We start from the raw sequence: 13,843 nt of genomic DNA, 5'->3' as shown, positions 1-13,843 counted from the left end.
CCAGTTCATTTGTTCCTCCACATTTTATTTTTAACGACAAAAATGACATGTTCGCCTTAGGCAACTAAACTGCCCCGTTAGTGCCATAAGAAAAAGGCTGCCTCAGCAACCTTTCTTATTGAAAGAAGAAAACTAATAGTATTTGTAACAAGGAATTATTCACTCATCCTCGAGGTAGTTGTAAGGTTATTAAGGGCACAAATCTAAATACGCTACAATAATATTTATATGGTCCAGGTTAAGCTAACGCAAGTTGAATGGCTATTCCAGTAATAACTCGGATTTAAATACGATTACAGCATTTCCCGCAATCCTTACTTCCTCTGGTTCCTGATTACAAATTTTCACTTGAACATCAATGACACCCGCCCGGTTTATAGCTTCGCCCTGCACTGCTTTAAAACTAAATAAAGTATTATCATGTTTGACAAGTCTATGGTGTATTAAGTATGCACCTAAAGGGCCGTTCGCATTACCTGTAACAGGGTCTTCGTTAATACCAATTGCTGGAGCAAACATTCTTCCATGAATTAAGATTTCGGAGTCGGGAGCATTCATCGTAAACACATAGAAACCATTGCAATTAATTAATCCACTGACTTTTGTTAGTAAATCCATATTAGGGTTTAATCGGTGAAGAAGTTCCGAATTTTTAATTCCAATCATCACCTTGGAATGCCCGGTAGAAACGATTTGTACTGGACAATCTTCTAATAAATCATTTTCACTAATATTGAAAGCTGTAAATATGTTTTCTAAAGCTAGACCATCAATCACCGCATCAAAACTTATACTACCCTGGGTCATTATAATTTTGTAATCATTACCTTCATTAATCACATCGACTGGTAAAATGCCGGCACCAGTTTTATGATAAACTTTACCTGTATTTAAACTATTTTCAACTGCACGAGCATAGTGGGCAGCAATCGTCGCATGTCCACAGATTGGAACCTCATGAGTAGGCGTAAAAAAACGAATATGTACATCAGATTCGCTATTGTCTGATTTAAATATAAATGCCGTTTCCGAATTGTTAAGCTCTCTAGCAATCCTCTGCATCTCATCCGAAGATAGCCCATCTGCATTGGTAATTACACCAGCAGGATTACCTGATAATTTTTCTTTCGTAAATGAATCAATTTGATATAATCGGTACTTTCTTGCCATGTCATTTCCCACCTTTAATATAGTGAATTTTCGGTCCTTTATACTATCTATAATTCTTACTATATTAAAAATTACCCCGTTAGCTCCACAAGAAAAAGAGTGATCGTCACAGCTCTTTAAAGAGCTATTGCACCTGTTAGTTCAAGAACAACTATTAAAGTTTAACCTTCTCAAAATGTTCAACTGTTGGAAATGGGTCATAAAAATTATGTAATTTCTTTTTCCATTCTTGATACTCGTTGGATTGTCTAAATCCAATTGTATGGTCTTCTAATGTTTTCCACTGCACCAGTAGTAAATATTTCCCCTCAACTTCCATACATCGCTGTAATTCGTGAGATATGTACCCTTTCATTGAAGAAATAATTTCTGATGCCCCACGAAATGCTTCTTCATATTCTGCTTCCATACCTTCCTTAACTTGTAGCATAACAGCTTCCAATATCATTTAATTTCCCCCTTTTCAAAAGTATAACATTACTCTTTTTTAATGACTTTTTGTTGAACTCCCTCAGTTTGATGCGAATATCTCTCGAATGCTCTCTTATTCGCAGGATTTCATAACGCCCCTTTAGTGCCATAAGAAAAAGGCTGCCGTAGCACCCCCCTTATTGAAGTAAAGCAACCATTAGTGAAAGAAGCCGTTGCTTATAATGGCAAACTCATAGTAACTGCCCTAATGTTAAATCCCATTTTTTCGTACAGTTCAATAGCTTGATTCTCTGCAAATACACTGAGGCGGGCTTCAGAGTATCCATCTTGTCTTAAATGGTCAATGGCAGTTCTCATTAACCGTTTAGAAATTCCATTCCCTCTAAATTCTTCTATAACAAATAGTTCATAAATAAATCCACTCATCTTATCAGTAAATTGATCTTTACTTGCCCCTATAAGAATCCATCCCATTAATTTATCCATCTCTGTTGCTATTAAATAATAGCTTCCCTTTTCCAATAGAGGTTCAACAAGATGTTTGATTTTTTCATTTGTAGGTTTTACTTCACCCAATGTGCCATCAAATACAGCTTGTGGAGAAAGTAACATAACCTTTTTGAGTTCCGAATCGTTAGGTTTTCTAATATCCATTAATAATGTCGAGTCCTTTCAATATCCTTTTATAAAGTTTAGCATAATATCCCAATATTCTTCTTCCAAAGTCTATAATTACTTTGATTTCTTGTTCAACTAAACTGCCCCTATAGTTCATTAAGCAAAAAAAGCCACCAAATGGCAGCTCCGGATCTCAACTAACGCACTCGTTAATTCATTAAGGTATGAATTACTACTTATTCCAATCCTTAACTAACATACCGTAAACAATATGGTCAACATAATGGTCATACAACCATTCTGCTTGTCTGATACAACCTTCATTAACAAAACCTAATCTTTCAGGAATCCTTCTACTTTTCTTATTCTCCACAGCAACCCTAATTTCAACTTTATCTAGTTTCAATTCATTAAATGCATAATCAGTCAATGCCTTAGCTACTCTTGTCATAATTCCATTTCCTTGATATTCTTCTCCGATCCAATAACCAATATATGCAGTTTTATTTGACCAATTTATTTGGTTATAACCTGCTACACCAACAATTTGCCCCTTATACATAATACCTGTATTGACACTCTTGTTTTCAGCAAAACCTTTTAAAGACATATTAATGAACCCTTTTGTATCTTCAAGTTTTGTTGTATTATCCAGCCAAGGAAGCCATTCTCGTAGATATTCTCTGGATTGATCTGTTATTTCGAAAACTCTTTCTGCATCCTTTAATTCTAACAGTTTCAATGATAACTCCTCATCAATCTTATGTAAGAACATACTCATCCCCCTAATTTTTCTATTGGTTTATTTTGTATATTACCATATATGATTAATGGATAAATCACTTGTTTATTATGGAACTAACCTGCCTCTTTCGTATTATAAAGGTCAGCCAGTTATTTCTGGTTGAACAATTTTTATATCGATATATGATAACGGTAGCCGGGGTAGAACGTACCTGCCCTTGGGGCTTGGAACCCGTCAACTAAACAGTTCACCCCCTACTTGTAGAAACATGATTAGGCTGGTTGGGACTATGATCTCGTATAACAAGCGAAGCTATGATACTACTAGAAGGATTAAGGGGTACCGGCAATATTCTTTAGGAGGAGATAATAAATGAATCCAGTTGTTGGTCTGGATGTAGCGAAAGGTGAAAGTCAGGTTCAAGCATTCTTGGAGAAGAAGAATCCTTATCAAGGCAGTTTTAAAGTTACGCATACCATTGAGGGACTAGAAACACTCTTTCACTTTCTGAGAGAAATAGAAAATATATCGGGGATCAAACCTCCGATTGTATTGGAATCTACGGGGCATTATCATACGCCCGTTGTACAGTATTTTGAGGAGAGAGGTTACTTATTAATTATCGTTAACCCACTCATTTCTTATCGTGCGAAGAGCTCTAGTTTACGAAAAGTAAAGACAGATATAATCGATGCACGTCACCTCTGCGAGCTGTACTATAAAGAGGATTTAGAGCCTTATAAAAAACGAGGGATACAACTCTTAAATCTTCGTAATCTTTCAAGACAACACGCAAATATAACAAGTATCTATGTACAAACAAAACTACAGTTTCAGGCTGTTCTTGATCAAGTATTTCCTGAATATAGAGGGGTTTTTGGAGATTTGTATTCGGTTGTTTCTTTGCTTACTCTATTAGAATTCCCTACTTCTGAAGACATAACAGCAGTCGATGAAGAAACTGTAGCAAATAGGATTAATGAACTTTGTCCAAGTCGTTCTAGAAAGTGGGCGAATACACAGGCAGAGAAACTTATGGCTGCCTCAGCTCGAAATCCTTTTCAGAGAACCTTATATCAGAGTCACATTTTAAGCCTAGAGATGTATATAAAAATGCTTCTAGAATACCAAAAGCACCTATCCAAATTTGAAGACGAGATAAATGCTTTGGCAAAAGAAATTGAAGAATATAAGATTATCCAATCCATCCCTGGAATCGGTAAAAAAATCGCGGCAACGATTATTTCTGAAATTGGAGAGATTGATCGGTTTAATCACCCTAAAAAACTAGTGGCATTTGCCGGAATCGATCCAAGTATCTTTGAATCAGGTAAATTTAAAGGCACAGTAAATCGGATTACCAAAAGAGGTTCTGGTAGACTACGACATGCCTTATATATGGCCGTTCGTTGTGCCATTCGTGATTGTCGCAAAAAGAAAACGACAGATGAAATCATCCCTCGGAACAAGAGATTACGAGGGTTCTATGATAAGAAACGTGAAGAAGGAAAGCCCTTTAAAGTAGCTGTGATAGCATGTGCCAATAAGCTTCTACATTGGATTTATGCACTATTACAAAACAACTCGATTTTCCAAGATCTAGCCTAGTTTAAAAGTATAACTAAATAGTACAAAACTTTCCAAATACAGTTCATTGGAAGGTTATTTGGCATGCGCAAATTTAGTATAGCATGAAATATTTTAAGTTCATTGAAAAATGTTGACAAACTATTAGCTGGTTTAGTTCCATAATAAAAAGCTGCCTTAAAGGCAGCTCCGTTCTTCAGCTAACGCACCCGTTAGTTCATTAAGAAAAAGGCTGCCGCAGCAACCTTATTTTGAAGTAAAGCACCTTATAGTAGTACAAGTACAGAAATTATTTATTACCTTTTCTGTATCTTTAACTTTCGTTCATCAATATGTATAGAAAAAGAAAGTACAAGTATTGCTAATGTCACAACTAAAAATAACCAAGTTAATTCTATATCTGTGAAATAATCAACCGTGAGTATAATAAAATTTACAAAATTGAGAATTAAGAATAAATTATTCTTTTTATTAGGTATCTTTTTTTCAAAAAACAATCCCATTGCATATTTAAACTTATTTGACATTCATTAAATTCCCCCTATAAAACTTCAAACTGAACTTAATAAACTATACCATATCGCAAACGGGTCTTCTTCAACTAAACTGCCCCGATAGTTCCATTAGGAAAGGGGCTGCTGACCAGCTCCTTTAATGAAGTAGAGAACCTGTTAGCTAAACAAGGAGCTTTGGGAAGAAAAATTGAAGGCTGTTTTCGAAATTTATTTTTGTAGTATGATGTAAGAAGGGTTTTTCAACAACCGAGGAAAGTTTGTACAAGAAAGAGCCGGCAGATAAATAATAATTAAACATTTATGAGGTGAATTTTTTGGTAAAAAGTATATGGGAAGCAAGTAATGACGAGTATATGTTACAACCATTAACAGACGAAATCATAAAAAAAGCAGAAGAATTATTTAATGTAACGTTACCAAACTCGTACATTGCTATTCTTAAGCAACAAAATGGGGGGCAACCAATCTGTAATGCTCATCCTTCTCCTGTTCAAACGGTCTGGGGTGAAACTTTTGTTATAGTGGAACATATTAAAGGGATCGGTGCCGGGAATGGAATACTTGAAAATGATTATTACATAAAAGAGTGGGAACTGCCGGAAGGACTTATTTTATTCAATGGAGACGGTCATACTTGGCTCGCATTTGATTACCGCAATGCCACCTCTGCCCCCCCCATTGTTTATTTAGACGTTGATATGGAACAAACTATACAAATCGCGGATAGCTTTGAAGAATTTCTAAAAAACCTATACCTTGAAAATGAGGAATTTGATTTTGAGGGAATGGAGGTAAGGGTATACAGTAAACAAGAATTTGAAAAGTTTATACAAGAAGAAAATGTAGATGAATTAATATATGCTATACCGGACCTAGCTCAAGGCGATGTGGATTTGAAGTGGTTTGGAAATCAACTTTTAACTTTAAGTAATTATCACGACGAAAATGTAAGAAGTTGGGTTGCTACCAGTGTTTGGAATTCTCTTACACATAGATTAGATGAGGAAATTCTCCATTCATTGTTAGAAAATTTCAAGAAGGATGTCGATAGTGATGTTCGAATGATGGCAGTTCTTATTCTAGAAAAAGTGAACTATTCCTTCGAACAACTTAAAGAGGATGTCTATAACGGCGAAAGGATTAGTCTTGCTTTTCAAGATAAACTTTATCACGTTATTGAAGATTCCAATCAATGGCATCTAGCTGACTACGAAACAGATACACAACAGTCGTTTAATTCGGTAGATGAATTATTAGAACAAGCTACGATTGACGGGAAGTCGTTACAAGAAGGATGGAGCCATATTAAAAAGGCTTATTAGGCTATTCGTTAACTGTTGGCTAAGTCTCTCTATCGAATTATTCTTAAGTCACAGTGGTATATGTTGATACTTGATAAAACAAAAAAGCTGTCCGTGATTACGGAGAGCTTTTTCAATGGTTTATAATAAGGACAGAGCTTAAGAAATTGACCGAAATAAACAATCATTTTTGTAAGTCTTAATGAACTAAAGCACCCGTTACTTTAAGTACATTTCTTCACAATCTGAAAATTATCTATTTATCAAGGACATTTCAAACTCTAATTTTTTAATGTAGTAAAAGTGCAACCGCACATTGCAAAAGTAATAACGCCAATATAATATTTATTATTCGATAATGTTTGAAATATGTATTTTGTAATAACCCGCCAAAAAGTATCCAAGTCAGGGTAGCAATCATACCTACTGTGGCAATGATCATTTCAAAAAATAAAAGCGTCCCCAGTGATGAGTAATAAGGTGTAATATATCCTGTTAATGCGGTAATCCCAAATAAAAATATTTTTACATTAACAATTTGCAGGACAAAGCCAATCCAAAAAGAGGGCTGTTTGTCAGATGTTTTATTGTCAGGCTTACTGATTGCAACCTTATAGGCAAGCCATAAAATATAAATAGCTCCCGCATATGTAAGTACATTCATAATTGGATTTATGAAGTTTTCTAATCCAAAAATAAAGAAGGCACATAACGCTTGTACAAAAAAATAACCGGTAAAGATCCCGAAGTATAAAGGCTTTCCTTTTTCCCATCCATAATTCGTCATTGTATTTAATGCCAGAATATTACCCGGACCCGGTGTAAAAGCATTTATTAGTGCGTAGATAACAAATGAAAACAATACTTGAACTCCCATACAACATTCACTCTCCAATTTAAATCATCATCATACATAATTATAAGGGAGTTTCCTGGATATAGCATAATACTTAAAAGCCATATCCCGACATAACTAAAAGTTATAACAAACTGAATAGGAAGACAAATTTTCATTTATAATTCCTGTTCAACCTTTTTTAAAGCATCCACATATATTTCACCAAGTCGCGATAACGTGACATCTCTATGCTGTATTATTCCTACACGTATAAGTTCATCTACATTAAGAGGAACAGCAATAATATCATCCCCATGAAGATATTTAGGAAAAACTCCCGAAGAAATTGTATAACCGTCGAGACCAATCATAAAATTTACAATAGCTGCCCTGTCACTGACTTTGATGCTTTTCTTCACACTTCTAGTACTTAAAATTTCTTCTGAAAAATAAAAAGAATTGTACTCTCCTTGTTCGAAAGAAAGGCAAGGGTAGTCATCTAATTCTTCCAAATTAATCGATTCTTTGTCAGCTAATGGATGTCTTTTACTAATAAACACGTGTGGTTTTGCCGTAAATAATTCTGAAAAGGTCAAATCCCTTTCTTTTAACAATTTTAATAAAACAGATTCATTATAATTACTTAAATAAATAATCCCTAACTCACTTCGTAAATTTTTAACATCTTCAATGATTTCATATGTTTTCGTTTCACGAAGAGTAAACTCATACTCAGAAGCCCCAAATTCTTTTACAAGTTCCACAAAAGCATTGGCTGCAAAAGTATAATGCTGGGTTGAAATGGAAAAATGTTGCTTAGCTGGTTTTTCACTTAAATATTTTTCTTCAAGCATGTTAAACTGCTGCAATACCTGTCTGGCATAACCCAGAAACTCGGCTCCTTCATTAGTAACAGTAACTCCTCGATTCGTTCTAATGAATATAGTAATTTTAAATTCCTTTTCCAATTCCTTAATCGCATTCGATAATCTTGGCTGGGAGATGAATAAACTTCTTGCTGCTTCATTCATGGATCCCTTGCTTGCTACTTCTAATGCATATTTTAATTGTTGTAAAGTCAAATTGAACACCTCTCTTTCAAAGTTCCAATCATTCATTTAACAATAGATTTTACCACTTTTCTATCGAACACATTCAAATTTATAGGATCCTCAAGAAGTTTTTTTTTGTTAAATAGTTGTTCATAAGTTAAACCCCACTATTAAACTATCCTGCCCCTTTAGTTCATTAAGAAAAAGGCCACCAAATGGTAGCCCCGGATCTCAACTAACGCACCTGATAGTTTAAGTACAATCTTTCACGATCTGAAGAGAAGCTGCCATTGACAGCTCTGTTCCGTTCTTTAATTCTTGCATCTGAGGGTTGAATAAAAGTGGGCTTAATTGTGATTTGTTAATCTCTTTTCCATCAGTTCCGCCATTTGCTTCGAATTTGGATCCCCTTCATTTTGTAATTTATCAATGATGTTAATATAATCCGTTTCGTTTTGGTGCTGACTTAATTTATAAGCAGCCTGAATTTCTTCGACCTTAATCTTAAATCCAACTATGCCTTTCAGTTCACTTTCTAAGAGATGAGGAGAAAGTTTATCCCATAAAACAGGGTTTTCACGGTTTTTTTCATATTTTTCCAGCATTATTGTTAATTCTTCTATTAATTCATCTTTCTCTAAAATGCTTGCTTTACCATATACATGGACGGCTTGATAATTCCATGTTGGAACTTCTTCATGCCCATACCAAGAAGAAGAAATGTAAGCGTTCGGTCCCTGAAACATAACAAGGACATCATCACAGGTTTCAATTGTTCTCCATTGAGGATTTCCATAAGCAATATGCCCAGTAATATAGTAATCATCACCTTTTTTATTTAAACCTAAAGGCAAATGAGTGGCAATTGGTTTCCCTTGTTCTGTTGTGACAATCGTGCCAAAAGAGTTTTTTTGAACAAAATCCCAAACTTCAGCAGCATTTGTGACCTTATGATATTTTGGAATATACATAATAATCCACCTTTCAAAAGTAGTTATATTAGTGTTTTAGTCATTATAAAGTCAATTTGTTCTTCATCACCCATATAAAAAGAGTGGGCTCCCGTTTGAACAAATCCCAGTTTCTTGTAAAAGGCAATAGCATTTTCATTTTTCTCCCATACGCCTAGCCAAATTTTCTTTTTGTTATGTTCCATCGCAATTTCCATTGCTTTATTTTGCAGACATTTACCAAGCCCAAGTTTTTGAAATTTATCCTTTATATAAATCCTCTCAATTTCAAGTGATTCATCACCCATTTCTTCAGACTGAGCATCATTGGTATTGATCTTTAAATATCCAGCGACTTCATTATTAAAATAAACAAAAAAGAATTGTGAAGAAGTATTTGATAATTCTTTTTCTAATTGTTTGAAGTTAAATGCCCTTTCCAAATAGGCATTCATATTTTCGGGTGTGTTCTGATGCTTAAATGTCTCATTAAATGTTTCATAACTAATTTCTTGAAGTTTGCGTGAATCTTCAAGGGTACACTTTTTTATATGAATAGTCATATATGTCGCTCCTTTATATAATCAATAATTTCTCTTGTTTCCCTTTTTTACAAATTCCCAGTCTTTTTCTACATTTTTTCTTACTCTTTGAAGAAGGTTGAAAATGGTTTCTACTTCTCTTTCGGAAAATCCCTCTAATGCAACGCTATTGGAATAATCATTTTCTCTTTTTATAAAAGGATAAACATTTTTCCCTTTCTCTGTTGGAAAGAGTTTTTTAATTTTTTTGTTATGTTTATCTTCTTTCTTTTCAATAAATCCATTAATTTCAAGTTTTTTTATAGAACGAGATGCTGTTGTTCGATCTACTTTTATCATCTCAGCTAACTTTTCTTGAATGATTCCTGGGTTTTCACATATTCGCACAATGTACAAATACTGCCCTTTTGTAAGGTCATATTCTTTAAATTCTATATTACTTATAGAATCTAATGCCCTTGCTATCATTCCAATTTCACGAAGAATTTCCTTCATAATTAACTCCTTAGTACGTATTTTCGTTGCAAGTGCAATAAAAACGATATATATTAAATTTAACTTAAATTCGTTGCATTTGCAACAAAAAATAATGATAAAGGGGTCGAGTAAAGTGAAATATGTTTTTTATGTATTAGGAATTTTAATATTAACCCTTGGTATTTCTTTCACTATACAATCAGACCTTGGAACTTCACCTTTTGATGCACTTTTAGTAGGACTGTCGATAAATGTGGGGCTTACTGTCGGAAGCTGGGAGATAATAATAGCTTTAATATTGATAGGTTGTAATTCATTTTTAAAAAGACAAAGACCAGAAGTTTTGGGGTTGTTAACAGCATTTATAACGGGAATTGGTATTGATATGTGGCTTTTTTTATTGCACAACTTGATAACGCCTGAACTATGGTACAGCAAAGTGGTTTGTTTTGGAATCGGCTTAGTTGCTATAGGATTAGGAACTGCAACATATTTACACACAAATTTTGCACCGATTCCAGTTGACCGTTTAACATTGATCATACAAGAATTAACTAGAACAAATTTATTTTTTTCGAGAACATTCATTTACCTCGTATTCTTGATAATGGCAATAATTTTCAATGGACCAATTGGCATTGGAACTTTATTAACAGTTTGTTTAGGGGGGCTCATACTTAATTACTTTATGCCAATTACTAAAAAGGTATTAGACAGGATAGTAACACACTCTAGTACATCACCTAATAATGATACTAATAAAAACCATTCCATATAGAATGGTTTTGTTTTTTTAAATGAACTAACCTGCCCCGATAGTTCCATAAAGCAAAGCTGCCTTAAAGACAGCTCTGATCTAGCTAAGGCACCTGATAGTTCATTAAGAAAAGCGATTCTTTAATAAGAATCGCACCCGATTATGGAACAACGACCACTCCTAAAAGGAATATTAAAACGGTGATAGTATTGTTATAATAGATTTTTAGACTTTTGAAAGTAACGACAAATGTTATGGGTGGTGTTTTTTTGAAAAAAGAAGTGAAAAAGGATTTAATTAAAGTTATATCCGTGACTGTTGCAGGTGTAATTCTTATATTAATGATTCCTTTTCTTTTTTCTTATTTACTATAATAATTACTTTGACATCATCTACCGTATTCGTGTTTCCTCCATAATTTGGTCCAATTGTTGAACAAAGGTCAAACAGCACTCTTCAACTATCCTGCCCCTTAGTGTCATAAGAAAAAGGCTGCCTCAGCAACATTCCTTATTGAAGTAAAGACCCCTAGTTTAAGAACAAAGTATTATTATACAAAGTATATTAATCCAGAAATACCCAAAGAGATTACAGCTATGAGGCCCGAGATTAATGCTATTTTCGTTCTAAAGCAACGATTCTTTGTTGTTTCAGAATGAAAATTTGCTCTTTGTTGTTGTCCACCTGTCCATGCTCCTATAAAGACCCCTGAAATAACAATACCTACTATCCCAACAATAAGAAAAAACTGAAACATTAATAACTCCCCCTTGGTAGGCCCTGATGTATTTTTATACATATTACACCATTAATTTCCGTTAAGTTCCTTATGGAACTAATCTGCCCCGTTAGTTCCCTAAGGAAAGCGAACCTTATTCAAGAATCGCGCCCTTAATGGAAGATCGTTCAACATTATTAAGGACCTTCTAGCTACTTACATAAGATATTGCAGAAAAGCATCCTAGAAAGCTTAAGAGAAATTTTCATCTCATACCGTCTTTTGGGTTCCATGAACACTGTGCCCACCCTTATATTCCCAACAGTGTATATATCAATTCAGAATTTCAAATTATTAAACGATTGATCTAGCAATTCTAAATCCGATATCATCTATATAAAAATCAGGCATACTCTTTCGACGACAAGTAGCTCCACATCCACGTTCTTCTTCTGCCCAACTTCCTCCACGAATTATTCTGTAATTACCAAATGTCTCTTCATCGTATAAGTCCCAGCACCACTCCCAAATATTCCCGATCATGTCATATAAGCCCCAATCATTAGGCTTTTTCTTACCAACTTCGTGAACTCGTTCGTTAGAATTATCTTTATACCAAGCGATTTCATCAATTTCACCATACCGATATCCTTTTGATTTTGCCTTACATGCATATTGCCATTCAGCATCTGTCGGTAATCGGAAACCATTAGTATTATAATTGCAAATAACTGATTTACTTTCATTATTAAAATCATAAAACTTGCCATAACCCAATGTATCAGATAATAAATTACAAAAATTCACTGCATCTATCCATGAAACATTAACAACTGGTTTTCGAGCCTCAGTTGTTGTTAAAAATTTCTCCCCCATAATAATCGCATAAAGTTCTTCTGTCACCGTATATTTGGCAAGATAAAATGGCTTAATTTCAACATTCCTAATAACTTCCTTTAAATTTTTTCTAATACCCGGCATTCCAAATTTATAGTTTGAACTAATCCATTTTTGCTCGTTTCGAAAATCTCGTAGGCTGATTTCTCCTTCAGGAATATACACCATTAAATCTTTTAAGTAGTCATTTAAGTTAGCTAACATTGTCCTCTCCTAGGTCTTGAATTAATGTTATTAGACACAAATTTCATATTAAGACATATTTTGAGAATTATTGTTTAAGTATTTCTTCGCAATTCCATACCAATATTAACATAAATATCCAGTTTTGTTTGGAAGTCTATTCAAGAATATGGCCCAATACACGAAAAAAGACGCGTTCTTAAATAAACGCGCCCGATTGCTAAAGATAGGATGATTAATCTAAATTAGATGGGTTTTTCAAATAAGAACTAAGTATGTAACCACAATCTGAACAATAGTAAGAAATAATCTTGGAAGGTTTATTCCTTAAATTATCATAGGAAAACATTTGAACAAATTTAAATCCGTTTCCAAGAGCTCCTTTCTTAATATTGTTTGAGTTACATTTAGGGCATTAGTCGTCGTTCATTCTCTTCTACACACTCCTCGTTTGGATAATATTACTAATTAATACGGTACCACATTAATTTACTTTTTTACTATTCTTAAGGAGTATTAATGTTTACCGCACAGTTCGACTAAACTGTGTAACTAATTAAACTAACTGCCCTGTTAGCCCATAAGAAAAAAAGCTGTCGAAGCAACTCCCTTATTGAAGTAATGCACCCGTTAGTTAAATACATCTCTTCACAAAATAAAAAAGGTTGCTGAAGCAACCTCCCTTATTGATGTAAAGCACGCGTTAGCTTAACGATCAATTTAATGATATGAATTATTTACCTTGTTCCTTTTTCCAAGCGAAAACCCAGCAGCTAATAAAGATACTGTCGCTAAACTAACTCCAATAATCATAGAATAGTCGAAAAAATTTTTAAGTGCCATACCACTAGAAATAGCTACAATAAACAAAAGTAAAAAGAAAACCGTATAATTCTTTTTCATAATTCCTCACCATCCTTTATCCATATTACCAAAAAAAGCAAATGAATTGTTGAACTAACCTGCCCCTTTAGTTCCATAAACATCGAGTAGGAGGAGGCGCCTAGCCTCCGACCTCTCACACCACCGTACGTACCGTTCGGTATACGGCGGTTCAGTTT

General features: G+C 34.2%; 16 protein-coding genes. 3 read left to right on the top strand and 13 right to left on the bottom strand.

The window, feature by feature from the left end; genetic code table 11:
* Window positions 1–261: 261 nt before the first annotated feature.
* From SB775_RS26505 to SB775_RS26490, 4 genes are all read right to left on the bottom strand, one after another.
* Window positions 262–1,170, bottom strand: coding sequence for a PhzF family isomerase (locus SB775_RS26505; RefSeq protein ID WP_410864112.1), 909 nt, complete (start codon window positions 1,168–1,170; stop codon window positions 262–264).
* 154 nt (window positions 1,171–1,324) lie between these two features.
* Window positions 1,325–1,618, bottom strand: a complete 294-nt coding sequence (locus SB775_RS26500; RefSeq protein ID WP_410864111.1) for an antibiotic biosynthesis monooxygenase family protein — start codon at window positions 1,616–1,618, stop codon at window positions 1,325–1,327.
* 200 nt (window positions 1,619–1,818) lie between these two features.
* Window positions 1,819–2,256, bottom strand: coding sequence for a GNAT family N-acetyltransferase (locus SB775_RS26495; protein ID WP_410864110.1), 438 nt, complete (start codon window positions 2,254–2,256; stop codon window positions 1,819–1,821).
* A 196-nt stretch (window positions 2,257–2,452) separates the two neighbouring features.
* Window positions 2,453–2,995 carry a GNAT family N-acetyltransferase gene (locus tag SB775_RS26490; protein WP_410864108.1) on the bottom strand — a complete coding sequence of 181 codons (543 nt, stop codon included), beginning with the start codon at window positions 2,993–2,995 and terminating at the stop codon, window positions 2,453–2,455.
* A 342-nt stretch (window positions 2,996–3,337) separates the two neighbouring features.
* On the opposite strand from SB775_RS26490, the gene SB775_RS26485 reads away from it, so the two are divergent.
* Window positions 3,338–4,573 carry an IS110 family RNA-guided transposase gene (locus tag SB775_RS26485; RefSeq protein ID WP_410864106.1) on the top strand — a complete coding sequence of 412 codons (1,236 nt, stop codon included), beginning with the start codon at window positions 3,338–3,340 and terminating at the stop codon, window positions 4,571–4,573.
* Between the two features lie 275 nt (window positions 4,574–4,848).
* On the opposite strand, the gene SB775_RS26480 is transcribed toward SB775_RS26485, so the two are convergent.
* Window positions 4,849–5,079 carry a hypothetical protein gene (locus SB775_RS26480; protein WP_410864104.1) on the bottom strand — a complete coding sequence of 77 codons (231 nt, stop codon included), beginning with the start codon at window positions 5,077–5,079 and terminating at the stop codon, window positions 4,849–4,851.
* Between the two features lie 302 nt (window positions 5,080–5,381).
* Here SB775_RS26480 and SB775_RS26475 point away from each other — a divergent pair, with 302 nt between their 5' ends.
* Entirely contained in the window at window positions 5,382–6,389 is a 1,008-nt protein-coding gene (locus SB775_RS26475) for an SMI1/KNR4 family protein (RefSeq protein ID WP_410864102.1), read from the top strand.
* Between the two features lie 268 nt (window positions 6,390–6,657).
* On the opposite strand, the gene SB775_RS26470 is transcribed toward SB775_RS26475, so the two are convergent.
* The 5 genes from SB775_RS26470 to SB775_RS26450 form a co-directional block, all read right to left on the bottom strand.
* Entirely contained in the window at window positions 6,658–7,245 is a 588-nt protein-coding gene (locus tag SB775_RS26470; protein ID WP_410864100.1) for a LysE family transporter, read from the bottom strand.
* 137 nt (window positions 7,246–7,382) lie between these two features.
* Window positions 7,383–8,288 carry a LysR family transcriptional regulator gene (locus tag SB775_RS26465; protein WP_089365078.1) on the bottom strand — a complete coding sequence of 302 codons (906 nt, stop codon included), beginning with the start codon at window positions 8,286–8,288 and terminating at the stop codon, window positions 7,383–7,385.
* A gap of 317 nt (window positions 8,289–8,605) precedes the next feature.
* Window positions 8,606–9,229, bottom strand: a complete 624-nt coding sequence (locus SB775_RS26460; protein ID WP_410864098.1) for an FMN-binding negative transcriptional regulator — start codon at window positions 9,227–9,229, stop codon at window positions 8,606–8,608.
* Window positions 9,230–9,252: 23 nt separating this feature from the next.
* Entirely contained in the window at window positions 9,253–9,771 is a 519-nt protein-coding gene (gene paiA, locus SB775_RS26455) for a spermidine/spermine N(1)-acetyltransferase (RefSeq protein WP_410864096.1), read from the bottom strand.
* A 21-nt stretch (window positions 9,772–9,792) separates the two neighbouring features.
* Complete coding sequence (locus tag SB775_RS26450) at window positions 9,793–10,245, bottom strand: MarR family winged helix-turn-helix transcriptional regulator (RefSeq protein ID WP_410864094.1); 453 nt, start codon at window positions 10,243–10,245, stop codon at window positions 9,793–9,795.
* 115 nt (window positions 10,246–10,360) lie between these two features.
* Here SB775_RS26450 and SB775_RS26445 point away from each other — a divergent pair, with 115 nt between their 5' ends.
* Window positions 10,361–11,005: a YczE/YyaS/YitT family protein gene (locus tag SB775_RS26445; protein WP_410864093.1), complete on the top strand. Its 645-nt coding sequence runs from the start codon at window positions 10,361–10,363 to the stop codon at window positions 11,003–11,005.
* 529 nt (window positions 11,006–11,534) lie between these two features.
* On the opposite strand, the gene SB775_RS26440 is transcribed toward SB775_RS26445, so the two are convergent.
* The 3 genes from SB775_RS26440 to SB775_RS26430 all read right to left on the bottom strand — a co-directional run bounded on the left by SB775_RS26440 (window position 11,535) and on the right by SB775_RS26430 (window position 13,685).
* Window positions 11,535–11,741 (bottom strand): DUF5316 family protein, encoded by a 207-nt coding sequence (locus SB775_RS26440; protein WP_410864092.1) that lies wholly within the window; start codon window positions 11,739–11,741, stop codon window positions 11,535–11,537.
* 315 nt (window positions 11,742–12,056) lie between these two features.
* Complete coding sequence (locus SB775_RS26435; RefSeq protein WP_410864090.1) at window positions 12,057–12,803, bottom strand: formylglycine-generating enzyme family protein; 747 nt, start codon at window positions 12,801–12,803, stop codon at window positions 12,057–12,059.
* A 699-nt stretch (window positions 12,804–13,502) separates the two neighbouring features.
* Window positions 13,503–13,685: a hypothetical protein gene (locus SB775_RS26430; RefSeq protein ID WP_089362780.1), complete on the bottom strand. Its 183-nt coding sequence runs from the start codon at window positions 13,683–13,685 to the stop codon at window positions 13,503–13,505.
* Window positions 13,686–13,843: the final 158 nt, after the last annotated feature.

The organism is Peribacillus sp. SIMBA_075, from assembly GCF_046534585.1.
Note: the sequence above shows the minus strand (reverse complement) of the source record. Positions and strands in the feature narration are given on the sequence as shown.